Below are 23,380 nucleotides of genomic sequence, written 5' to 3'. Positions count from 1 at the left end.
CTGCTCCTTCAGGTCTGGGCCGGGCTGCGCCCGGAGGTAAAGCGTTGCAGGACCCGGTAGATCGCATTCAGGGCACGATCCATCAGCGGGGCGGACTGTTCCGTCGGCACCAGGCGGACCTTGCCCGCTTCCATCTCCTGGGCCAACTGCACTATCGGTTTGACCGCCACCCGCTGCCCGGTGTGGTCGACGAACATGTAGTTGCGCGTGGTCGGGCTGAACCATGAAAGCTTGAGCCGGCGTGCCGGGGTGGTGTCGCTGAACTCGAACCAAGTGCCGAATTCCAGGTGACTGAGTTCCTTCATCAATACCCGCACGCGTTCGGACAACGCTTCGCCGTTGGGTTTGACCAGAGTGTGCCCCTCGGCGCCGAGCATGGCACCCAACGGGCTTTCCGGCAGGTCCTGCTTGAGCTGCGCAGCGATCTGGGGCTGCTGCGCCTGGATTGCGTGCTGGCAGGCGACCAGGTCCTGCAGTAACCGGCGGATGCCGTCCTCGTGGTAACCACCGAGCACCTCCAGGCCCTTGCGCAGCTCTTCCAGCAGCGCCAGGCGTATCGCCTGGAGGTGCTCGCGGCCGGCGGCGTCCAGCGGCGTCACGCTCCAGGCCAGCTGTTCGCCGACTTCGCAGGCGCGTTTCCATTCTTCGCTGTGCTCACCGCTGCGTAGCACGATGAACGTCAGAGCATCGCACCAGCTCATTTCCAGGAAGCTGCGCACCAGCTCCGGCAGGTGGCGGTCGTGGGTCACCTTGGCGATGGCATCCAGCGCCTGCTCCCGCGCCGCCAGCAGGCGATCGCGGCCGCGCGCGGCCTCCATAGCGCGGCGTTCGCGCAGCTCGACCTTCTGCCTCAGGTTGGTGACGTATTCGTTGAAGTCGCCCAGCAGGGTGTCGAACAGCGCCAAGTCACCGACGAAGTCCTGGATCACCCGTTCGACAATCCAGTGCATCTTCGCCAGCAGCGCGCGCTCCTCTCCCTCGCCGCCATACAGCACGCCGGCCTGGGCCATGGCGTTGAGCAGCTTGCGCGCAGGATGATGATGTTGGGTGAACAGCTGCTTATCCAGCAGCGCCACCTTGAGGAAGGGCGTATGCAGGTGGGAAAGCGTGGTCTTGCAACTGTCGGGCAGGTTCTCGTCGTCGAGAATGAAGTCGAAGACCATGCCCACCAGGTCGATGACATCGGCTTCCTGGTCGGTCAGTCGGGTGTTGTTCGGTTGCGCGCTGCCGGCTTCCAGCTGGCGCTGCAGGTCGGCCTTCAGCGCATCGACAGGCTGCGGATGGCGCAGCCGGTGGGCCAACTCTTGGGCAGACTCGCGCTGCAGTCGATTCAGCGCCTCCAGCAGCTCGTTGGCGCTGTAGGTTGTGGTGGCCGAACGCGGTCCGAAGCTGACGATGCTCTGGGTACTTCCGAACAGCGTGGCCTTGTCGCCGCGCCGGCGGTATTCGGCGAGCAGCACTGCGAGGCCGCCGAACAGGGCGTTGCGGTCTCCCGGAGGCATATCCGGCAGGTCGCTCGCGGCGTAGGTCGGTGGTGCCGCCGCTCCGCCGCTCGTCGTTGCGGTGTTTTTCTCGGCCACAGCCGGGCGCGGCGGGGGTGGGGAGGTCTGTCGCTGCGCTTGCGGACGGTACTTCAGGTTGGGTAGGACACCGCCCTCGGCCAGGCGCTTGTTCAACTGCTCATATAAAGGTTGCAGATGCTGCATGACCTGCTGATCGAACAGCACATAAAGGATGGTCTTGATCCGCAACGGGAAGGCACTACGCGCCAGGATGTCGCGAAACGCCTGGGCAATGGCCTGCGGGCCAAAGGGATTGCGGTCCTCGCCCAGCTTGCTGCCATTGTTGAGTAGCGCTAGGCGCTGATCCAGTGCGAACAGTTGCTGGGCGCAGTGGGCGCGCACCTGGTTGACCATGTTGGTCACCAGCAGCGTTTCTTCATATTCGTCGTTGCCGACCAGGGTCAATTGGTCGATATCCAGCTCTTCCAACGGCTCCGCGAGAGGCAGTTTGCCCTCGAGGAAGTCGCTCAGGCCCTGGGCGATGCGCTGGTGGTAGAAACGCTCGAGGTTCGGGCGCTCGCGGCGAACTTCGCGCATGGCGTCGAAGAACAGTGCCTGGACCTGGTTGTTCTCGGCTTTCTCGGCGCATTCGAAGAGTGTGTCGTCCACCTGAGCAAAGACATTACCCAGGAGCTCGGCGAGGTGATTCATCGCCAACTGACGGCAGCCCTGCACCAGTTCGCCGAAGCGCGGCTGGATCATCCGGCTGGCGATGGGGGAGGGTGGTGGGGTGTCCTTGTTGCTCATGGCCATCCTGTGCGTGATCGTTCCGTTAGCACCCGCGGTGGATCACTCGAATTTATCCATGCAGATATAGCAATCAGCCCGGCCCGCTGCAAAGCAGAGAAAAACTTTTTGGATCAGAGTGTTGACAGGCGTTTCGATATACGTAAAATGGCGCGCCTCTGATACGGGAATCCGGTGAAGCCGGAAGAAAGTAGAGGAGATTGAAAGGCTTGTTGTTCCGCGATAGCTCAGTCGGTAGAGCAAATGACTGTTAATCATTGGGTCCCTGGTTCGAGTCCAGGTCGCGGAGCCAACTTTCAAACGGGGTATAGCGCAGTCCGGTAGCGCGCTTGCTTTGGGAGCAAGATGTCGGGAGTTCGAATCCCCCTACCCCGACCAACATTTGGGTCGTTAGCTCAGTCGGTAGAGCAGTTGGCTTTTAACCAATTGGTCGTAGGTTCGAATCCTACACGACCCACCATATTCAAGGCATCAGCATTGCTGAGTGCCTGAAGCGGTCCCCAAGCCGCTTCTAGCAAAAAGCCCACCTCTCGAGGTGGGCTTTTTCGTTTCCAGGCCTGATTCGATCCTTTGCCCCTTTCCTCCCTACGTCCGGGTCCTCCCGGTCTTCGTTGAAAGTATCCCTCAGTGAACGGCCGCGCCAGGGCGGAGTAATTTGTTCCGCGCAGACGGCGAAGGTTAGCTATCGAGTAATGCCCTCGCTGCCGGTTGGGGCTGTGGTTTCGTGGGTATTGGGTTGGCGGTGCGCAAGATGTCGCTCCCTGCGTCGCACAAACTCCCGTAATACACCGAGGTACCGCGAGCGGCTGGCCAATCAGGCTCGGCCGAATGGAACGTTCAGCTGGCGCTCGTCTGTCCACACCTGCATGACTCCCCGAGTCGCGCTTGTGATGGGCGCTCAGAACGGCGTTTTGCGGTGTCTGCCAGCTCCTACCTGCTGCCGTACAGTGCCAATTGCTCGGTGAAGGAAAGGTACGTCAGGCCAATCAGGCTTTTCTGATGCCGCGCTCAGCGGTGCATTTCTAACATGCGCACAGCTTTCCCCTCTTACGAAGGTGTGCACATGAATTCCTCCTCTGCGCCCGCGACTACTGAAGTCGAACTGGGCATTTCATCACAAAGTGACAGCCTGCTTGCAGGCGTGCGCTGGCTGTGCACCCATTTCGAGCGGAACACGACTCTCGAGTCGCTCTATGCCGGCCTGCCGCGCGATCGCAAACTGCGCCCCAGCCTGGTGGCTCGGATGCTCGAGCAGGCCGGCATCGGTGCCGGCTGGGTCAAGCGCAGCCCTGCTGAGTTGTCATCGTACCTTTTTCCTCTGCTGCTGCTGTTCCGCAACGGCGAAGCTCGCATTCTAGTTGCCCGTCGTGGCGAGGAATTCGAACTGGTGGTGCCCGAGGCCGGCGGTGGGAGCATCACCATGAGTGCGGCGGAGCTGCAGGAGAACTACCTGGGCTATGCGTTGCTGGCACGTCCCAAGGCGGCTCCCGATGCTCGCACTGAAGTGCCCAGATCGGAGGGAAAAGGCCACTGGCTGTTCTCCACTCTCTGGAACTACCGCCGCTTCTATTACAGCGCGGCGCTGTCGACCGTTCTGATCAACATCCTGGCACTGGCAAGTACCTTCTTCATCATGAACGTGTACGACCGAGTCGTACCGAACCAGGCGTACGTGACGCTCTGGTCGCTGGCCATCGGCGTGATGGTGGCGATCGGCTTTGAGTTCACTTCGCGTCAGGTCCGTGCCTACCTGATCGACAACGCCGGCAAGAAGGCCGACCTGATCCTGGGCTCGATCCTGTTCCGTCAGTTGATAGAGGTCCGGCTCGAGCACAAACCGCCGTCCGCGGGGTCCTTCGCCAACCAGTTCCGCGAGTTCGAGTCGGTACGTGACTTCATCACCTCGGCGTCGCTGGCAACGCTGGCTGACCTGCCGTTCTGCCTGCTGTTCGTCTTCGTGCTCTTCGTGATCGGCGGACCGCTGGCGCTGGTGCCGCTAGGGGCGATGATCGTTCTTCTCGGCCTGTGTGCCTACATCCAGTGGCCACTGTCCAAGCTCATGAAGGTGAATCTTCGCGAAGCCTCGCAGAAGCACGGCCTGCTGATCGAGGCTATCGAAGGCGTTGAGACGCTCAAGGCGGTCCGTGCCGAGGGCAGCATGCTGCGCCGCTGGGAAGACTTCAGCGCGCAACTGGCCGCCTCGGGGATCAAGACCAAGGCGCTGTCGAACATGGCCGCGAACTCGGTATCGCTGATCACACAGCTGACCACGGTGATCACCGTGCTCTGGGGGGTTTACCGGATAGGCGATGGCGACATGACCCAGGGCGCGCTGGTTGGCATGGTGCTGCTCAGCGGCCGTGCCCTGGCGCCACTGGCTAGCTCGGTAGGTCTCGCGGTGCGCTACCAGCAGGCGAAGACAGCATTGAATTCGCTGAACCAGTTGATGGAAATCCCCACGGTGCGCGACAGCAATCGCCGTTATCTGGATGTCCCGAAGAGCGCGACACTGTCGCTGCGCAAGCTGAAGTTCTCCTACCCCGCACCGCCGATGCAACCACGCCCCACGGTACTGAACAACATCAGCCTGAGCATCAAGCACGGCGAGCGCGTGGCCATTGTCGGCAGCATCGGCAGCGGTAAGTCGACCCTGTTGCGAGTGATGGCCCGCCTGTACCAGCCGGTGGAGGGACGGCTGCTGATCAACGGCATCGACGCCGAACAGATCGACCCGGCGGATTGGAGCTCCACGGTGGGCTTCGTCGGCCAGGATGCGCGGCTGTTCTTCGGCTCGCTGCGCGAGAACCTGATGATCGGCAACCCGGCGGCGAGCAGCGAAGAACTGCTGCACGTGATGCGCCTGACCGGGCTGGACGCCGTGGTTGCCAACCACCCACTGGGTTTCGACCGCCCCGTAGGTGAAATGGGCCAGGCCCTGTCCGGTGGGCAGCGTCAACTGCTCGCCCTGGCTCGCACGCTGTTGCTGCATCCGCAGGTGCTGCTGCTGGACGAGCCCACCAGCGGCATGGACATGCAGACCGAGCGCCTTTTCCTGCAGCGCCTGGAAGCGGCCACGCGTGACTGCACAGTCGTGGTGGTCACCCATCGCTTCTCGGTGCTGGAGCAGGTCGACCGCTTAATCGTCGTGGATGCCGGGCAGATCGTCGCCGACGGCCCCAAGGACGAAGTGCTGCGAGCCCTGCAGGCCAACAATTCTCAAGCGCCTGGCAAGGCGCCGGCCACTACTTGGTGAGTAGGTCATGACTGATACCCCCAACCCGCAGGCGGCTGTCCCCGCCGTCGTCGAGCCCTCGAAGGCGCCGGCGCCTCAGGTCTCGCCCTATGCGAAGGAAGTGGCGCGGCTGCGCGACAATGACATTGCCTATGTCTCGGACCTTCAGGCTGCGCTGATTTCCCAGAAAACCACGGCGAGCACGGTGGTGCTGCTGCTGATCGCGGCGGTGTTCTCCGGCCTCATCGTCTGGGCCTACTTTGCCCGAGTCGAAGAGATCACCAAGGGAGAGGGCAAGGTGATTCCCTCCAGCCGCGAGCAGGTCATCCAGAGTCTGGAGGGCGGCATCCTCGAGCAGATGAACGTCAAGGAAGGCGACGTGGTGGAGGCGGGGCAGGTTCTCCTGAAGATCGATCCGACCCGCGCTGGCGCCAGTTTCCGTGAGGCGCAGTCCAAGACGCTGGCGCTCAAGGGCCAGTTGGTGCGCCTTCGTTCGGAGGCGTATGGCAAACCGCTGGTGTTCCCACCGGATGTGCTCGCCGTGGAATCGATCGTGGAGGCCGAGACCGAGGCCTACAACGCCCGCAAGCATGCGCTGGACGAAGGTGTTGCCGGGCTGCAGAAGAGCCTGTCGCTGGCCCAGGGCGAGCTGAATGTATCGGAGCGACTGGCCAAGCAAGGATTGATCTCGGACGTCGAGATCCTTCGCATGCGCCGCCAGGCAAACGAATTCAACCTGCAGATCAGTGAGCGCCGCAACAAGTATCGGTCGGAAGCCAACGCCGAGCTGACGCGGGTCGAGAGCGAGCTTGCGCAGGCGTTGGAAAGCGCGGCGGGTCGCGAGGATGTGATGAAACGCACCATCATCACTGCACCGCTAAAGGGCATCGTGAAGAACGTGCGGGCCAACACCATCGGTGGGGTCATCCAGCAAGGCCAGGACATCATGGAGATCGTCCCGCTGGAGGATCAGTTGCTGGTGGAGGCGAAGATCCGCCCGGCTGACGTGGCGTTCCTGCGCCCCGGTCTTGCCGCCACCGTGAAGATTTCGGCCTATGACTTCGCTATTTACGGCGGCTTGAAAGGCAGGATCGAGCTCATCAGCCCCGACACTATCAAGGACGACGAGATGGCTCGCCAGGGCCGCCCGGATACCTCCTTCTACCGCGTGCTGATTCGTACCGACCAGGCCGATCTGACCATGGGCGACAAGCATTTCCCGATCATTCCCGGTATGACCGCGACCGCCGAGATCCGCACCGGGGAAAAAACCATTCTGGATTACATACTCAAGCCCGCGCTGAAAGCGCGTGAAGCGTTCCGTGAGAGATAATTGAAATGAAAAACCGTAAGCCTTACGCAACTAGCAAACGTTGGCGCTTCGGCCATTCGGCCATGGTGCTGACGATGGCTTCACTCAGTTCCTTGGCCAAGGCGAATGACCTTGGCAGTTCACTGAGCTTCTACTCCAAGCCCCAACAGACCGCTGTCGACGTGGCCGCTCCAATGCCTCGTGACGCTCAAGCTACCTCCATGAACCAGGACCGGCCGTCAGCGGCCCCGCAAGCCGAACTCGGATTGCGTGCTACCACAGCCAGCGCCGTGCCGGTCGCCAAGCCACAACCGGCCAAGCGGTCTTCCGGGCTAGATCTGAGCCTGCCGGCGGAGCTGAAAACGGAGGTGTCGGCGTCGAGCCTGGGGCAGGGGCAGTCGTCGCTGGCCTATCTGCGTGAACTGGTGGGCACAGCGCTGAACATCAGCCCCGAGCTGAAGCAGGCGGATGCCGGTTGGCAGGCTGCCAAGGGTGATGTGGAACAGGCCAAGGGCGCGCGCTGGCCGCAAGTTCAGATCAGCGCCAACTCGAAGCAGTTGCAGAGCGGCGGCAGTAAGTATGACAACGGTGGCACTACCTCCGTGCAGGTGGTGACGCCGGTCTATGACTTCGGTGCGATCCGGCACACGATCGACAGCCGCAGCAAAACTGCCAATGCGCAGGAAGAGGCGAAAGGGCAGACCGAGGTGACGGTTGCCTACAACACCGCTTCGGGGGTGCTGGAACTGGCTCACCAGCAGGAAGCGTTGGACATCAGCGATCGCTATGTCATGCGCATGCGTGAGCTGGTGAATATGCTCGGGCAGATCGCTGAGACCGACCCGGGTCGCCGTAGCGAGCTCGTTCAGGCTCGAGCTCGTTTGTTGCAGGCGGAAACTGCCCGCGATCTGGTGCAGTCGAAGCTGCAGGAGCAGAAGACCACCCTGGCCAAGCTCGTGGGGAAGGACGTGAGTGTGCCGGCGAACGCCAAGTGGGACTGGGCACCGATGCCTTTGGATCGGGCGCTGGAGCTCATGGGCGATCAGCCCGCTCTGCGCCAGGCGCGCTGGGAGAAAGACGCCGCACTGGCCAATGCCGAATCCGTGAAGTCTTCGCGCATGCCGAAGTTGAACTGGGTCGTCGGTCGTAATACAGGCGACAATATGTTCGACAACGAAGAGCCATGGTCGACCGGCCTCGCTGTGCAGTGGGCGGCGTTTTCCGGTGGTTCCGCATCGGCCGCGCAACGCGCCGCCTATGCCCGAGCTGATGCGGCGGAGCAGAAAATGGAAGCTACCCGTCGTGAGTCGGAGTATCGCATTCGCAACCTGGTCGAGCAGCGCGACCTGTCGACTGCCCGTGTTGGCGATTACACCGCCCTGTTGGCGGAGTCTGATCGGGTACGCAAGATGTTCTATGACCAGTGGTACCACCTGGGTAAGCGTACCCTTCTGGACGTGTTGATTGCCGAGAACGACTACTACTCGCAGCAGATCGCGGCAGCCGATACCTACTACAGCGCCAAGGCGTCCGATTTGCGCATCCGAGCGGAAGCTAGCGATCTGATGGCGTGGCTGTCGAACTCTGGCGAAGCGGCCAGCTTCTGATCCTTGCGGGCAGCGTAACTAGCGTCCCGCCACTCTTGTCTCTTTCTTCCCGGCATGCCCGCTTCGGTGGTCGTGAAAACCATGCTCGCCTGTTCATCGAGGCGAGCATGCCGCGGAAAGCTTCCCCTGTGCACTCTGCACGATCGTCATAATTTGAATGACTTTGCCTCTTGCCAAAGTCACTGTGCGTCGATGTGTCGCAGGGTGCGCAGGGGGAATACGCGACTTTCGCAAAGGATCTTGATCGCCATCATGGCAAGGACTTTGCCGAAGGCGTTGAGGTCGCTTTTCGGATCTGGGGAAGCGCGCTGAAAGCCCCGTCGTTCATGGTTCTGACACATTCCCATGGCGCGCCTGTGCAAGCCCCTGGCAGGGAGGGAATAACCCTGCACAATTCCTGTGAATTGGTTGTTTTGTGAGCGAATTTGCACGGGACTGTTTCTCTGACTGAGAAAATATCTTGTTAAAAATGGGCGGAATGGGCCTTGAAAGGGGTTTCTGAAATGCTTTGTAATACCCGCCGTCCATTTCCTACCCCCAAATCGCTGAGTCGCACTGACGTAGATCAAAGCCAGTGCTCACCCTTCGGTGCAGCGGCATAACAACAGGGGGCTGCCATCGGTGGGCTCCTGTCATCAAGACGAGTCGGGCAATCCGCTCGTGCATCCGGTGTGCGACGCGCGCGCTTCAACGAGCCGCCAGTCCAGACACCACACGCTGAATAACACGGAACGAATCAGCTGACGAAATCGGTTTCGCATCGCGAAGACCGGGCGACCTCCCTTTGCCTGGAATCCGTGCGGCCGCGTTCGTGAATCCATGACAGCCCTGGCAGGCGGCTTGGAAAAGTCGCGGGTAACGAGTCGTCGAGCAGTGCGTGGCGAAGGCTCGTGGGCGGTGAAGCGATTTTCATCCACTAAGGCCGCAAGATGAAAAAAGAGCAGTACACAGGAATTTTGAAGAGACTTGCGTGGCTGCCGATGCTGATGCTCGGTGGTTGCAACATGGCGCTGTTCGACCCGAAAGGGCAGGTCGGCGCTGACGAGAAGTCCCTGATCATCACGGCAACCCTGCTGATGCTGATCGTGGTGGTGCCGGTCATCCTGATGACCTTCGGGTTCGCTTGGAAATACCGGGCTTCGAACACCAAGGCCACCTACATGCCGGACTGGTCTCACTCGACCAAGATCGAGCTGGTGGTATGGCTGGTTCCCTGCCTGATCATCGCCGTGCTCGGCTGGATCACCTGGGAGAGCACTCACAAGCTGGACCCGTACCGTCCGCTGGACTCCGAGGTCAAGCCGGTGACCATCCAGGCCATCTCGCTGGACTGGAAGTGGCTGTTCATCTACCCGGAACAGGGTATCGCCACCGTCAACGAAATCGCCTTCCCGAAAGACACCCCGGTGAACTTCCAGATCACCTCGGATTCGGTGATGAACTCCTTCTTCATTCCGCAGCTGGGTAGCCAGATCTACTCCATGGCCGGAATGATGACCAAGCTGCATCTGATCGCCAACGAAGAAGGCGTGTTCGACGGCATCTCCGCGAACTACAGCGGCGGCGGCTTCTCGGGCATGAAGTTCAAGGCCATCTCCACCTCCGAGCAGGGCTTCCAGGATTGGGTCGCGAAGGTCAAGGCCTCGCAGCAGACCCTGAACCTGGATCAGTACCCGGAGCTGGTCAAGCCGACCGAGAACGTCCCGGCGACTTACTTCGCAACCGTCAGCCCCGAGCTGTTCTCTCACGTGCTGAACAAGTGGGAACACGCTGGCCACGCGATGGCCAAGGCCCACGAAGCCAAAGAACAGGCCGAGAAGGGCGAGCACGGCGAAGCAGCGCATGACGAGACCGCCATGGCGGGCCACGACATGAGCAACATGCAAGGCATGCCTGGCATGCAAACGAATCCGAGCCAGGAGTAACCGCAGATGTTCGGGAAACTGACACTGTCGGCCGTGCCGTATCACGAGCCGATCATCGTCATCACGCTGGCCGTCGTCGCCCTGTTGGGCCTCGGTGTGTTCGGCGCGATCACCTACTACCGTAAGTGGACCTACCTGTGGACCGAATGGCTGACGTCCATCGACCACAAGAAAATCGGCGTGATGTACATCATCGTCGCCCTGGTCATGCTCCTGCGCGGCTTCGCCGACGCCATCATGATGCGCGGCCAGCTCGCGCTGGCTGAAGGCGCCAACCACGGCTACCTGCCGCCGGAACACTACGACCAGATATTCACCGCTCACGGCGTGATCATGATCATCTTCATGGCCATGCCCTTCATGACCGGTCTGATGAACCTGGCCGTGCCGCTGCAGATCGGCGCGCGCGACGTGGCGTTCCCCTTCCTGAACTCCCTGAGCTTCTGGCTGCTGGTCGTCAGCGCCATGCTGGTGAACGTCTCGCTGGGCCTGGGTGAGTTCGCCCGTACCGGCTGGGTCGCTTACCCGCCGCTGTCCGAGCTGGCCTACAGCCCGGGCGTGGGTGTGGACTACTACATCTGGGCACTACAGATATCGGGTATGGGTACCTTGCTCACGGGTATCAACTTCCTGGTGACCGTGTTCAAGATGCGCACTCCCGGCATGAAGCTGATGCAGATGCCGATCTTCACCTGGACCTGCACCTTCGCCAACATCCTGATCGTTGCGTCGTTCCCGATCCTGACCGCGGCCCTGGGCCTGCTGTCGCTGGACCGTTACTTCGACATGCACTTCTTCACCAACGAGCTGGGCGGCAACGCCATGATGTACATCAACCTCTTCTGGGCCTGGGGCCATCCTGAGGTGTACATCCTGATCCTGCCGGCTTTCGGTATCTTCTCCGAAGTCACCGCGACCTTCGCCGGCAAGCGCATGTTCGGCTACACCTCGATGGTGTGGGCGAGCGCCGCGATCACCTTCCTCGGCTTCACCGTGTGGCTGCACCACTTCTTCACCATGGGTTCGGGCGGCGACGTCAACGGCTTCTTCGGCGTTGCGACCATGCTGATCTCCATCCCGACCGGGGTGAAACTGTTCAACTGGCTGTTCACCATCTACCGTGGCCGCCTGCGCTTCGACACCCCGATCCTGTGGACCCTGGGCTTCATCGTCACCTTCACCATCGGTGGCATGACCGGCGTTCTGCTGGCCATTCCGGGTGCTGACTACCTGCTGCACAACAGCCTGTTCCTGATCGCTCACTTCCACAACACCATCATCGGTGGTGCGGTGTTCGGCTACCTGGCCGGCTTCGTCTTCTGGTTCCCGAAAGCCTTCGGCTTCAAGCTGGACGAGAAGTGGGGCAAGCGTTCCTTCTGGTGCTGGCTGGTCGGCTTCTACATGGCCTTCATGCCGCTGTACATCCTCGGCTTCATGGGCATGACCCGTCGCCTGAACCACTACGAAAACCCGATGTGGCAGCCGTACATGGTGGTGGCGTTCTGCGGCGCCGTGCTGATCTTCTTCGGTATCGCCTGTCAGCTGATCCAGCTGTTCGTGTCGATCAAGAACCGCGAGAAGCTGGCCGACCTGACTGGCGACCCGTGGGGTGGCCGTACCCTGGAATGGTCTACTTCCTCGCCGCCGCCGTACTACAACTTCGCCGAACTGCCGAAGGTCAACGACATCGACGCGTTCCACGACATGAAGCAGACCGGTACCGCGTACCGCAAGCTGCCGGCCTATGCGCCGATCCACATGCCGAAGAACACCGCCGCTGGCTTCTCCATCGCCGTGTTCGCCTTCCTCTTCGGCTTCGCCGCCATCTGGCACATCTGGTGGCTGGTGGGTGTTGGCTTCGTCGGCATGATTGCTTCGGTCATCGTGCGCAGCTACGTCACCGACCTGGACTACTACGTCCAGCCGGATGAGATCGAGCGCATCGAAAACGCCAACTTCCAGAAACTCGCCACCGCGCAGCAGGTATAAAACCATGTCGACGGCAGTACTGAATCAACACCTGGTCGATACGCACGAAGCGGCGCATGACCATGACCACGCCCACGACAGCGGCGGTATGACGGTCTTCGGCTTCTGGCTGTACCTGATGACCGACTGCATCCTGTTCGCGAGCGTCTTCGCCACCTACGCCGTGCTGGTCAACCACACGGCCGGCGGCCCGAGCGGCAAGGACATCTTCGAACTGCCCTACGTGGCCGTCGAAACCGCGATCCTGCTGATCTCCTCCTGCACCTACGGCCTGGCCATGCTGGCTGCGCACAAAGGTGCCAAGGGCAAGGCCATCGCCTGGCTGGGCGTGACCTTCCTCTGCGGTGCCGCGTTCATCGGCATGGAACTCAACGAGTTCCATCACCTGATCGTCGAAGGCTTCGGCCCGAGCCGCAGCGCCTTCCTGTCGTCCTTCTTCACCCTGGTCGGCATGCACGGCCTGCACGTAAGTGCCGGCCTGCTGTGGATGCTGGTGCTGATGGCGCAGATCGGCACCCGTGGCCTGACCGCGCAGAACAACACCCGCATGATGTGCCTGAGCCTGTTCTGGCACTTCCTGGACATCGTCTGGATCTGCGTATTCACCGTCGTCTACCTGATGGGGGCTCTGTAATGACCGCTGCTGCACATCATCACGACTCCCACGGTGCCGGCCACGGCGACCACGGCGCCGGTCACGGCAGCCTGGGTTCGTACGCCATCGGCTTCGTGCTCTCGGTGATCCTGACCGCGATCCCGTTCTACATGGTCATCGACGGTGGCTTCTCGCGTCACGCCACCCTGCTGACCATGGTGATCCTGGGCCTGGTTCAGGTCGTCGTGCACCTGATCTGCTTCCTGCACATGAACTTCAGCTCCGAAGGCCGCTGGAACGTCATGGCATTCATCTTCACCGCCATCATCATCCTGCTGGTGGTCGGTCTGTCGCTGTGGATCATCTACACCGCAGACACCCTGATGATGCCGATGCCCTGAGGGCCGATGCCGTGAAACTCAAGCGTTATCTCCTGGTCGCCAAGCCGGGCATCATCTTCGGAAACCTGATCGCGGTGGCGGGAGGATACTTCCTCGCCGCTCGCGGCAGCGTTGACCCGATGCTGCTGCTGGCCACCGTGATCGGCCTGTCCCTGGTCGTTGCCAGCGGTTGTGTGTTCAACAACTGCATCGACCGCGACATCGATCGCTTCATGGAGCGTACCCGCAGCCGTGTCACCGTGACCGGGCAGATCTCGCTGAAGGCCGCCCTGGCCCACGGCCTGGTCCTTGGCGCGGCGGGCTTCGGCCTGTTGGCATGGAAGACCAATGTGCAGGCGACCCTGCTCGCCGCGTTCGGCTTCTTCGTCTACGTCGTGCTCTACAGCCTCTGGCTCAAGCGCAGTTCGGTCTACGGCACGCTGGTCGGCAGCCTCTCCGGAGCCATGCCGCCGGTGGTGGGCTACTGCGCCGCCAGCGGTCACTTCGACATGGGCGCGGCGGTGCTGCTGCTGATCTTCTGCCTCTGGCAGATGCCGCACAGCTACGCCATCGCGATCTTCCGCCTCAACGACTACCGCGCCGCCGGGATTCCCGTGCTGCCGGTGGAGCGGGGCATCGACGCGACCAAGAAGCAGATCCTGTACTACGTCGTGGCCTTCGGCCTGGCGACCCTGCTGCTGACCGTGACCGGCTTCGCCGGCTACGGTTACCTGGTGGTGGCGCTGGCCGTCAGCGCCTGGTGGCTGTTCATCGCGGTGAAAGGCTTCAGTGCCGAAGATGACCGCCGCTGGGCCCGCCAGCTGTTCGCCTTCTCCATCATCGCGATCAGCGTGCTGAGCCTGATGATGTCCATCGACTTCCAGGCCCTCCCGGCCCAGTCGATGCTGGCGGCGCTGTAAGGCTGCTTTGCTGCAACGAAAAAGCCGCCCCTCGGGGCGGCTTTTTTGTGCCTGGTATTTATCGGCGATACAGCTCGCTCCTACAAGGGGCAATTCCCGCAGGAGCGGACCTAACCCGCCATTGCTACCCGATCAATGCAGCTTCAAGCGCGGCTCGGTACTGCGGCCGATGCGGTCCGCGATCATCAGCAGCGCGGTGCGGAACGGTCCGTACAGCGCCATCTGGTGCATGCGGTACAGCGACACGTAGAACATCCGCGCCAGCCAGCCTTCGAGCTTCACGCTGCCCATCAGGTTACCCATCAGGTTGCCCACCGCGCTGAAGCGCGACAGCGAGATCAGCGAGCCGTAGTCGGTGTAGCGATACTCCGGCAGCGGCTTGCCCTCCAGCCGCGCGACAATGGCCTTGGCCAGCAGCGAGGCCTGCTGGTGCGCAGCCTGGGCGCGCGGCGGTACGGTGCGTTCGCTGCCATCGCCCATGGGGCAGGCGGCGCAGTCACCGAAGGCGAAGATGTCGTCGTCGCGGGTGGTCTGCAGGGTAGGGCGGACCACCAGCTGGTTGATGCGGTTGGTCTCCAGGCCGTCGATCTCCTTGAGCAGGCTCGGCGCGCGGATGCCCGCCGCCCAGACCTTCAGGCTCGCCGGAATGAACTCGCCCACCGCCGTGCGCAGGCCTTCTGCGGTCACTTCCTGCACCGCCGAACCGGTGAGCACGCGCACGCCGAGCTTCTCCAGCGTCTGGTGCACCGGGCGGCTGATGCGCTCGGGTAGCGCCGGCAGCACGCGCGGGCCGGCCTCGATCAGGGTGATGCGCATGTTCTGCGGCTGGATGCCGGTCAGGCCGTAGGCCGACAGTTCCTGCGCGGCGTGATGCAGCTCGGCGGACAGCTCGACGCCCGTGGCGCCGGCGCCAACGATGGCGACGCTGATCTGGTCGTCCTTGTCCTGCCCGGCATGGGCTCGCAGGTAGTGGGTCAGCAACTGCTTGTGGAAGCGCTCGGCCTGCTCGCGGGTATCCAGGAAGATGCAGTGGTCCGCGGCGCCCTGGGTGCCGAAGTCATTGGTGGTGCTGCCGATGGCCAGGACCAGGCTGTCGTATTCGAGTCCACGCGCCGGCACCAGTTCTTCGCCCTGCTCATCAAGCGTGGCGGCGAGCTGGATGCGTTTGCTCGCGCGGTCCAGGCCGCAGAGGCGGCCGAGCTGGAATTCGAAGTGGTTCCATTTCGCCTGGGCGACGTAGTTCAGCTCATCCTCGGAGGAGTTGAGCGAGCCAGCGGCGACTTCGTGCAGCAGGGGTTTCCATATGTGGGTGAGGTTGGCGTCGACGAGCGTAATGCGCGCCTTGCCCTTTTTACCCAGGGTGCGGCCGAGACGGGTCGCGAGCTCCAGCCCGCCGGCGCCGCCGCCGACGATCACGATACGATGGGACATGGTGCATTCTCATAGCTTAAGGAATCCTGTATCGGCCCGTGGCGGCACGGCGCTCACGCAAGGTAGGCCAGGAGGCGGCTCAGCAAACCCAGGGCGATGACCACAGCGAGCAAGGCTCCCATCATCAGCCAGGGTTTGAACGGCGCGCGTTGGACCTGGTGGACGGGAGAGCTGAGGTACTGATCGACCTTCTGCTGGTCTTCGGGGCTCAGGCGACTGGGCATGGGCGGCCTCCGTTTATAATGTCGAGCATTCTAGTAGGGCTTGGGCGGCCTCTCAATGCGCCGCCGATCAATGCAGCTTTGCGCCGGCGCCTATTTACAGGCCGACGCCCATGTCGAAAAGGATGCTGCGGCCCAGGCTGCCGCGCAGGAAGTCCGGCGCATCGCTATGGGCGAAAAGCACGCGGGCGAAGGTCGGCCCGACCACTGACAGCGAGCGCCAACCCTGGCGCAGGTACTCGGTGGGTGGCGGAAACGGTGTATTGAAGTCAGGCGTCTCGCGCTTGAGGCTGACGAAGGCGAGCAGGTCCAGCTCGCGCGGGTCGATGCCGCGCTCGGTGTAGTTGTGCGCCTTCTTGCGCAGCGTCGGTGCCAGGCGCGCCTGCAGTTCGGCGCAGGGAATCCGTCGCGGCCGCTGCTCGCGGCGGATCAACTGATTCAGGCTCTGGGCCATGCGCCGGCGCAGCAGTTCTTCCTTCCATTCCTCGTTGAGCCGGCGGCCCTGGTCGAGCACGAAGAACACCTCGAAGGTGGCGTCGCGGAACAGCACATCCGGCGGCTGCTGCGTGGGCGCAACGAAGTCTTCCTGGCGATACGGCACCTTCAGCGCCTGCAGCAGCCGCTGGCAGGCCCAGCACTCCCGCTCCCACTTGCGGGAGTTGGAGAGAAAGTCGTTGGCTTGTTCCGCCTGGCGCGTCAGCAGGCGCAGATAGTCGGACTCGTTCATGCCTCAAGCATAGTTGCTGGCAACCGCGGGCGGGCGACGGCGGCGGTGTAGACTGTTGCCAATCATTGGCGGTTCCGGGCAAGGGGGAAGCGTGAGACGAGTGCTGAGCGGGATGCTGTTGATGGTGCTGGCGAGCGTGGCGTTGGCGCAGGAGTCACCGGCCACTGGCTGGACGCTGCTGGATCAGTTCGACAAGCCCTATACGGCGGAAACTGATCTGAAAGTCCTGCTGGTCGCCCACGACATGGCCGGCTCGAAGCTGGTGAAAACGGTTCTGACCGAGCGCCCGACAGGCTATCTGGAGGCGCGCCATGCGGCCTTCGTCGCCGACATCAGCCGCATGCCCCCGCCCATCTCGAAGCTGTTCGCAATTCCCGCCATGCGCGACTACTCATACCGCGTGCTGCTCGACCGCGAGCCACGCGTGGCCAACCGCTTCCCGGCCCAGGCCGATGCGGTGACCTGGCTGCAACTCGAGCAGGGCAAGGTTGTCTCGACTCATCAGTTCGATTCCGTTGAGGCTTTGCGTCAGGCGCTGGAGCGGGGCGCGCCGTGATCGCCTCGCAGCTGCTGTCCGCGGAAACCCTGGAGCTTGGCTGGGCGATCTACTTGCCCGTCGTCGCCTGGGCCATCTGGCGCGCGCCGTGGCTGGAGCTCGTCAGCGACTTCCGCCGCCAGCACCTGGTGTTTGGCACCATGCTCGGGCTGTTCCTGCTCTGGTTGGTGCGGCGCGACTTCGCCTCCGGGGTGTCCTTCCACTTCATCGGCATGACCGCCGTGACCCTGCTGCTGGACTGGCCGCTGGCGGTGCTGGTCGGCCTCGTCGCGCAACTGGGACTGTGCGCCATTGGCCGGCAGGACTGGGCGGCCATCGGCGTCAACGGCATCCTGCTGGTGCTGATTCCGGTGGTCATCACCGAACTGGCGGCGATCTTCGTCGAGCGACGGCAGCCGCGGAACCTGTTCGTCTACATCTTCTGCTCGGGCTTCTTCCCGGCGGCGCTGGCGGCGGTCTGCAGCCTGCTGCTGGGCCTCGGCCTGCTGTGGATGGACGGGCTGTTCCCGATGCCGCCGTGGATCGAGGACTTCATCGGCTACCTCTGGCTGATCATGTTCCCCGAGGCCTTCATCAACGGCACCATCGTCACCGGGCTGGTGGTCTTCTATCCCGACTGGCTGGAAACCTTCAATCGCACGCGCTATCTGCAGGCGCCGTGGAAGGATGACGATGAACCACGCTGATGTTCGGCCATCTGCGAGGCCCATGGCCCCGGCGGTTTGATCCAGGTCAGTTCGGAAGACTCCCGGGATCAGGGAAGCTTGGCCCCCATTCGCAAGGAGACTGCAGATGAGCATTCACAGCTGGGCCGAACAACGCCTCCACGAACTGCTGATCGAAGCTGAAGCGGGCGGGCAGGACCCGCAACTGGTCGTGCGCGCGCTGCTCAGCGCGGTTGTGCAGGCCAACGCGCAGGTGCGCATGCAGGAAGACCTGGGGCATGAACTGCATTTCCTCGCCGACAACCTGGATGAGGAACGGGACTACGCCTTCATGCGTCCCTGAATGAAAAAGGCCCGCAGATGCGGGCCTTTGGGGCGTCGGTATCTCTATTGTGTCGGATTGACCGTTTTGGAGATCAACAAGTCGGCTCTGTCAAAAGCTGGAGGACGTTGAACCCTGTATCGGGAGTCCGAATAGTAGCGTTGCTGGCTCTCCCTCCAGAAGTCCCCGGTGGCGCGCATCTTTCTCAGGATGTCGGGGGACGCGGGGGCCAGATCAAGCATCTCCGCTTCGTCCTGGCTGAGGTTGTAGAGCTCTTCTTTCTTCACCGGATGCTCGGTTGCCAGATACTTCCACGGCCAATCGACAACCCCGAACTGTCTAACCATCGCGTTGGAATACATCAGTACCGGCCGATTAGGAAGTGGCGCGTTGAGCACTGGACGTCCCTGAAAGGAGTCCGGAGCCTCGATGCCGGCGAGCTGCGCGACCGTAGCTGCCAGATCGATATGGCTGATGGGTTTATCAATCTGTTGAGCGGGAATGTGAAGCGATTTGGGCGTCTTGATGATCGCCAATGTACGAACTGCTTCGTCGTACATAGGGCCGGAGTGATTTCCGAATCCATGTTCGTAAAAGCCTTCGCCGTTGTCACCCAGAACGACCAGCAGACATTCATCCCACAAGCCCTTTCGCTGCAAATCCTCGGCAAAGTCTGCGAGCAGCCTGTCAACGTTGGTAACTGCATTCAGGTATCGATTTCTGACCTGTGCTGCCTTTTCCTTGGGCCAGGAGTAATAGATGGCCTGAAAGCCAAGGTTAGCGGGTTGATGCGGTTCGATTCCACCTGCTGGGATGACGTAGCTGTAGTGGGTGTTCTGAAGGTTCATTCCCAAGAAGAAAGCCCGACCGTCTGTGTAATCGCGAATCCAGTCTCTGGCTATTTCGAGCGTCTGGCTATCCTCGACTTTCCCTGCGGTGGTGATACCCCTCTTGATCAGTGATGCAAGGCCGGGTTTATCGTCATGGTTTTCCCAGGTTGAGCCGCCAAAGTTCTCGGAATGGAAGAAGTAATCCAGGTCTGGAGTATCCAACCAGTTGATCATTTCTCCCCAGCGCTCGTTCTGGGACGAGATATAGGCGGTACCGTACCCTGCGTCTTTGAATGCGCCGAAGAGCGAATCTCCCCTCCAGGGGGCATCAATCGGATAGGACTCCTTTCCCGGACCGCGCAATGGGTACTGCGAATACCAGAACGCCAGATCAGTCAGATTCGAGTGCGATGCGGTGGCGTAGGCCCGATTGAAAGTTACGTTTTCATTTGCCAGTTTTTGCAGGAAGGGAATGTCCTGCGCGTAGGTGGTCAGTAGATCGTGGCGCAAGGACTCCACAAGAATCACAACTACGGGATACTTCCTTTCCGGCTTTATCGCTGAGGAGACGACCCGTGAGGGAAGGCGTTCCAGATAGTTGGTGACGGCCGGGTTCAGAAGTGGGGCGGCCGGCTCCGAGGCGCTCCATGGATAGTACCGGATCATTGCCAGCGCCAAGCTGAGAGTTGCTGCGCCTATGACGACAGCTTGGGCAGTGTGGAAATTCGTCACCTTGGCCAGGCGCTGTTTCATCCGGCTCATGATAAAGAAGGCAGCGGCACTCGATATCAAGACCGAGGTGATGCTCAACAGTGGAGCTGTCTGCAGTACATGTGCGGGGATCAGTTCGAGGTTGTGGCGCACGAAGGCCATTACTTCGGGGCTGGGCAGGCCGCCAAACTTTATGTAGGAGGCGCTGAGTGATATTGCAGTCAGAACTGCAACGGAAAGTGATGCGGTGCAAGCTAAGAGCAGTGGCACTCGAAGAAGGCTTGGAGCTTTGCGAGAGCCAATCAGAAATATTCCGAGTGCGGAAAAAAGCGCGACAATCGAGAGCATTCCCACGGCTAGGTGATATATGGCCTGGGGCTCACTGAGTACTCCCAAGAGAGTGAGGGGGATCAGGATCAGCGCTAGAAAGACCGGCCGGGTTTTTCTCTGTTTGTTGTTGTGCATTTCTACCCTTGTCTTCGTTGAGCTGTTTTCAAACAGGTACCGTGTCCTTTCCTGTTAGCACGATGTGACGCAGGGGGAGAATATTATTGAAGAGGGCTCAGGAGCGCCACGGTCCAGTGGTACCAGCCTTTCCGGATTGCATCACCGAGCGAGCTACGACATGAGGGGCCAGCAGAGTTTCTCTGCTGGCTCTGTCCGAGCCACAGGGATTACTGCTTGTGCAAGGAGGAGGCGTCCAGCTCAGTGGAGAAAACGTCATTTTCCAGCTCATCGCCAGGGATGGCGTGATCTTCCGCGGCCCAGGCACCGAGGTCGATCAGCTTGCAGCGGTGCGAACAGAAGGGACGGAACTCGCTCTTGGCGCTCCACTCCACGGGTGCGCCGCAGGTGGGGCATTCCACTGTCAGGGGTTGGCTCATGGTTGTCCTCCACGCAGGCCTAGATAGAACTGATGCAGGCGCTCGACCTGCTGGTGCAGGTGGGCGAGGTCGCCATCGTTGAGCAGCACGTCATCCGCGTGCTTGAGTCGGGCGTCGCGCAAAGCCTGGGCCTTTAGAATCGAGCGGACCTGTTCTTCGGACACCTGGTCGCGGCGCATGGTGCGCTCCAGTTGCAGGTGTTCGGGGGTATCCACCACCAGCACCCGCTGGGTCAGACGGTGCTGCCCGGACTCCACCAGTAGCGGCGAGACCAGGATGGCGTAGGGTGATTGCGCCTGCGCCAGGTTGCTGGCGATTTCCTGGCCGATCAGCGGGTGCAGCAGCTGTTCCAGCCAGCGGCGCTCGTCTTCGGCCTTGAAGATGCGCTCGCGCAGGGCGGCACGGTTGAGCTGGCCGTCCGGCAGCAGCATGGCCTCGCCGAAGCGCTCGACGATCTTCGCCAGGGCAGGGCGGCCGGGTTCCACTACCCAGCGCGCGGCGTGGTCGGCGTCAACCATGTGTATGCCCAGCGAAGCGAAATGCTCGGCGGCGGCACTCTTGCCGCTGCCAATGCCGCCGGTGAGGCCCAGGATCCAGGGTTTCATGGTTCTCCTTTCAGCCGGCCCGGTGGCCGTCCAGATGCGCCGACGAGACTCGGCGCAGGAGAAGGCTAGCGGAAACCGGCAAACTGCAGATAGGTCGCGGTTATTTGATCACCCCAGAGCAACGCAATCCAGCCGGCGATGGCCAGATAGGGGCCAAAGGGGATGGGCGTACTGGTTTCGGCGTTGCGAAGGCGCAGCATGATCACGCCCAACACCGCGCCCACCAGCGACGAGAACAGGATGGTCAGCGGCAGCACCTGCCAGCCGCCCCAGGCACCGAGCATGGCCAGCAGCTTGAAGTCGCCGTAACCCATGCCTTCCTTGCCGGTGATCAGCTTGAACAGCCAGTACACCGACCACAGGCTCAGGTAACCGAACACCGCGCCCCAGAGCGCGTCGCCCAGGCTGGTGAACAGCCCGAAGTAATTGACGATCAGCCCCAGCCAGAGCAGCGGCAGCACCAGCGCGTCCGGCAGCAGCTGATGATCGACGTCGATCATGCTCATCGCCAGCAGGCCCCAGGTCAGCAGCAGCATCGCGCCGGCCTGCCAGCCGAAGCCGTAATGCCAGGCGATGAAGGCCGACAGTACGCCACAGGTCAGCTCGATCAGCGGGTAACGCTTGCTGATCGGCGCCTTGCAGGACGAGCACTTGCCGCCCAGCGCCAGCCAGCTGACCACCGGGATGTTCTCCCAGGGCTTGATCTCGTGGGCGCACTGCGGGCACTGGGAGTTGGGCAGGACCAGGTTGTAGGTCGGGAGCTTCTCGCCCTCCGGCAGGCCCAGGGTTTCCCGCGCCTGCTGCTGCCAATCGAGTTCCATCATCCGTGGCAGGCGATGGATCACCACGTTGAGGAAGCTGCCGACCAGCAGGCCGAGGAGGGTGACGCATAAAACAAAGGCCAGCGGGGTGCTGGCCAGGAAGTCGAGAACAGGCATGGGTTATACGACGTTGCCCAGTTGGAAGATCGGTAGGTACATGGCGATGATAAGACCGCCTACGAGAACACCCAGGACCGCCATGATCATGGGCTCCATGAGGGTGGTGAGGTTGTCGACGGCGTTGTCGACTTCTTCCTCGTAGTAGGTCGCAACCTTGTCGAGCATGTTGTCCAGTGAGCCGGACTCTTCGCCGATGGCAGCCATCTGGATCGCCATGCTGGGGAATACGCCTGTGGTACGCATGGAAAAGTTTAGTTGCGTACCCGACGAGACATCTTGCTTGATCTTTCCGACGGCATTGCGGAACACAACGTTACCCGTGGCGCCGGATACCGAGTCCAGGGCTTCTACCAGCGGCACGCCAGCGGCAAATGTTGTCGAGAGTGTGCGGGCATAACGCGCAACGGCGGATTTATAAATGATGTCGCCAACAATCGGAGTTTTCAGCACGGCGCGATCTACGTTGTCGCGGAATCTCTCCGAACGACGATGAAACTCTCGAAGCGCGAAGGCTGCGGCGAAGAGCGCTATCAGTACGATCAACCACCACTCCTGCAGCACCTCCGACAGCGAAATGACCATTCGGGTGAAAGCTGGAAGCTCCGCGCCGAAGCTGGCAAATACCGATTGGAACTGGGGCACCACTTTAATCAGAAGGATTGCCGAAACCACGATAGCGACAATGACGACGGCGATTGGATAGGTCATGGCCTTCTTGATCTTGGCTTTGAGCGACTCAGTTTTCTCCTTGTAGGTGGCAACTCGGTCCAGCAAGGTCTCCAGGGCGCCGGACTGCTCGCCCGCATCGACAAGGTTGCAGTAAAGATCGTCAAAGTACTGGGGCTTCTTGCGCAGAGAGTTCGCCAAGCTGTTACCGGCGGCCACCTCCTGTTTTACTTCATCCACCAGCTTACGCATGTTCGGGTTGTCAAACCCTTCGCCAATGATGTCGAAAGACTGCAGTAGAGGTACGCCCGAACCCATCATCGTTGCCAGCTGGCGAGTGAACAAGGCGATGTCCATGGGCTTGATCTTCTTGCCCTTGCCCAGCAACGAGATGCCTTTCTTACGTACCTTGGTTGGATTGATGCCTTGCTTGCGCAACTGAGCCTTGACCAGCGCCGTGTTGGTCCCGGAAAGCTCCCCTTTGACTTTCCCGCCCTTTCGATCAGTACCTTCCCAGGTAAAGACACTGGTCCTTAATGCTTTTTCCGCCAT

The 23,380-nt window shown here is 61.6% G+C and carries 20 protein-coding genes and 3 tRNA genes; 14 read left to right on the top strand and 9 right to left on the bottom strand.

Annotated elements, in window-relative coordinates; translation table 11 throughout:
• Positions 1 to 8 precede the first annotated feature (8 nt).
• Complete coding sequence (locus ACIPK7_RS25355; protein WP_401090929.1) at positions 9 to 2,309, bottom strand: DUF1631 domain-containing protein; 2,301 nt, start codon at positions 2,307 to 2,309, stop codon at positions 9 to 11.
• 216 nt (positions 2,310 to 2,525) lie between these two features.
• Here ACIPK7_RS25355 and ACIPK7_RS25350 point away from each other — a divergent pair.
• The 11 genes from ACIPK7_RS25350 to cyoE all read left to right on the top strand — a co-directional run bounded on the left by ACIPK7_RS25350 (position 2,526) and on the right by cyoE (position 14,269).
• Positions 2,526 to 2,601 (top strand) — tRNA-Asn (locus ACIPK7_RS25350).
• A gap of 9 nt (positions 2,602 to 2,610) precedes the next feature.
• Positions 2,611 to 2,687: transfer RNA gene (locus ACIPK7_RS25345), tRNA-Pro, on the top strand.
• Positions 2,688 to 2,693: 6 nt separating this feature from the next.
• Positions 2,694 to 2,769 (top strand) — tRNA-Lys (locus ACIPK7_RS25340).
• Between the two features lie 603 nt (positions 2,770 to 3,372).
• Positions 3,373 to 5,562, top strand: coding sequence for a type I secretion system permease/ATPase (locus ACIPK7_RS25335; RefSeq protein ID WP_401090927.1), 2,190 nt, complete (start codon positions 3,373 to 3,375; stop codon positions 5,560 to 5,562).
• Between the two features lie 7 nt (positions 5,563 to 5,569).
• Complete coding sequence (locus ACIPK7_RS25330) at positions 5,570 to 6,874, top strand: HlyD family type I secretion periplasmic adaptor subunit (RefSeq protein ID WP_192431668.1); 1,305 nt, start codon at positions 5,570 to 5,572, stop codon at positions 6,872 to 6,874.
• Between the two features lie 5 nt (positions 6,875 to 6,879).
• A complete protein-coding gene (locus ACIPK7_RS25325; protein WP_192431667.1) occupies positions 6,880 to 8,460 on the top strand; it encodes a TolC family protein in 1,581 nt (526 codons plus the stop codon).
• A 929-nt stretch (positions 8,461 to 9,389) separates the two neighbouring features.
• Entirely contained in the window at positions 9,390 to 10,385 is a 996-nt protein-coding gene (gene cyoA / locus ACIPK7_RS25320; RefSeq protein WP_192431666.1) for a ubiquinol oxidase subunit II, read from the top strand.
• 6 nt (positions 10,386 to 10,391) lie between these two features.
• Complete coding sequence (gene cyoB / locus ACIPK7_RS25315; protein ID WP_081517363.1) at positions 10,392 to 12,374, top strand: cytochrome o ubiquinol oxidase subunit I; 1,983 nt, start codon at positions 10,392 to 10,394, stop codon at positions 12,372 to 12,374.
• Between the two features lie 4 nt (positions 12,375 to 12,378).
• Entirely contained in the window at positions 12,379 to 13,008 is a 630-nt protein-coding gene (gene cyoC / locus ACIPK7_RS25310; RefSeq protein WP_015475724.1) for a cytochrome o ubiquinol oxidase subunit III, read from the top strand.
• Complete coding sequence (cyoD, locus tag ACIPK7_RS25305; RefSeq protein WP_081517365.1) at positions 13,008 to 13,370, top strand: cytochrome o ubiquinol oxidase subunit IV; 363 nt, start codon at positions 13,008 to 13,010, stop codon at positions 13,368 to 13,370. Before cyoC ends, cyoD begins: the two co-directional genes overlap by 1 nt.
• Positions 13,371 to 13,381: 11 nt before the next feature.
• A complete protein-coding gene (gene cyoE, locus ACIPK7_RS25300) occupies positions 13,382 to 14,269 on the top strand; it encodes a heme o synthase (protein ID WP_192431665.1) in 888 nt (295 codons plus the stop codon).
• Between the two features lie 132 nt (positions 14,270 to 14,401).
• Here cyoE and ACIPK7_RS25295 read toward each other — a convergent pair whose 3' ends face one another.
• From ACIPK7_RS25295 to ACIPK7_RS25285, 3 genes are all read right to left on the bottom strand, one after another.
• Positions 14,402 to 15,700, bottom strand: a complete 1,299-nt coding sequence (locus ACIPK7_RS25295; RefSeq protein WP_401090924.1) for an NAD(P)/FAD-dependent oxidoreductase — start codon at positions 15,698 to 15,700, stop codon at positions 14,402 to 14,404.
• 53 nt (positions 15,701 to 15,753) lie between these two features.
• Complete coding sequence (locus ACIPK7_RS25290) at positions 15,754 to 15,924, bottom strand: DUF3094 domain-containing protein (RefSeq protein WP_017516731.1); 171 nt, start codon at positions 15,922 to 15,924, stop codon at positions 15,754 to 15,756.
• A 94-nt stretch (positions 15,925 to 16,018) separates the two neighbouring features.
• Positions 16,019 to 16,648 carry a DUF1780 domain-containing protein gene (locus ACIPK7_RS25285; protein ID WP_401090922.1) on the bottom strand — a complete coding sequence of 210 codons (630 nt, stop codon included), beginning with the start codon at positions 16,646 to 16,648 and terminating at the stop codon, positions 16,019 to 16,021.
• A 91-nt stretch (positions 16,649 to 16,739) separates the two neighbouring features.
• On the opposite strand from ACIPK7_RS25285, the gene ACIPK7_RS25280 reads away from it, so the two are divergent.
• The 3 genes from ACIPK7_RS25280 to ACIPK7_RS25270 all read left to right on the top strand — a co-directional run bounded on the left by ACIPK7_RS25280 (position 16,740) and on the right by ACIPK7_RS25270 (position 18,212).
• Entirely contained in the window at positions 16,740 to 17,204 is a 465-nt protein-coding gene (locus ACIPK7_RS25280; RefSeq protein ID WP_401090920.1) for an FAD/FMN-containing dehydrogenase, read from the top strand.
• Positions 17,201 to 17,890, top strand: coding sequence for an energy-coupling factor ABC transporter permease (locus ACIPK7_RS25275; protein WP_192431663.1), 690 nt, complete (start codon positions 17,201 to 17,203; stop codon positions 17,888 to 17,890). Before ACIPK7_RS25280 ends, ACIPK7_RS25275 begins: the two co-directional genes overlap by 4 nt.
• Positions 17,891 to 17,996: 106 nt before the next feature.
• Positions 17,997 to 18,212, top strand: coding sequence for a hypothetical protein (locus tag ACIPK7_RS25270; RefSeq protein ID WP_401090918.1), 216 nt, complete (start codon positions 17,997 to 17,999; stop codon positions 18,210 to 18,212).
• 44 nt (positions 18,213 to 18,256) lie between these two features.
• On the opposite strand, the gene ACIPK7_RS25265 is transcribed toward ACIPK7_RS25270, so the two are convergent.
• The 5 genes from ACIPK7_RS25265 to ACIPK7_RS25245 form a co-directional block, all read right to left on the bottom strand.
• Positions 18,257 to 20,197, bottom strand: coding sequence for a sulfatase-like hydrolase/transferase (locus ACIPK7_RS25265; protein ID WP_401090916.1), 1,941 nt, complete (start codon positions 20,195 to 20,197; stop codon positions 18,257 to 18,259).
• A gap of 209 nt (positions 20,198 to 20,406) precedes the next feature.
• Positions 20,407 to 20,616, bottom strand: coding sequence for a DNA gyrase inhibitor YacG (gene yacG, locus ACIPK7_RS25260; RefSeq protein WP_401090914.1), 210 nt, complete (start codon positions 20,614 to 20,616; stop codon positions 20,407 to 20,409).
• Positions 20,613 to 21,221: a dephospho-CoA kinase gene (coaE, locus tag ACIPK7_RS25255; RefSeq protein ID WP_401090912.1), complete on the bottom strand. Its 609-nt coding sequence runs from the start codon at positions 21,219 to 21,221 to the stop codon at positions 20,613 to 20,615. The genes yacG and coaE overlap by 4 nt, the downstream gene beginning before the upstream one ends.
• Positions 21,222 to 21,286: 65 nt before the next feature.
• Positions 21,287 to 22,159, bottom strand: a complete 873-nt coding sequence (locus ACIPK7_RS25250) for a prepilin peptidase (protein ID WP_401090910.1) — start codon at positions 22,157 to 22,159, stop codon at positions 21,287 to 21,289.
• A 3-nt stretch (positions 22,160 to 22,162) separates the two neighbouring features.
• On the bottom strand, positions 22,163 to 23,380 hold the full coding sequence (locus ACIPK7_RS25245; RefSeq protein ID WP_401090908.1) for a type II secretion system F family protein: 1,218 nt from the start codon (positions 23,378 to 23,380) through the stop codon (positions 22,163 to 22,165).

The sequence above is a fragment of the Pseudomonas sp. NPDC086581 genome, from assembly GCF_044746165.1.
Lineage (GTDB): Bacteria > Pseudomonadota > Gammaproteobacteria > Pseudomonadales > Pseudomonadaceae > Pseudomonas.
The sequence above is the reverse complement of the archived record's forward strand: the minus strand, read 5'-3'. Positions and strand labels throughout refer to the sequence as shown.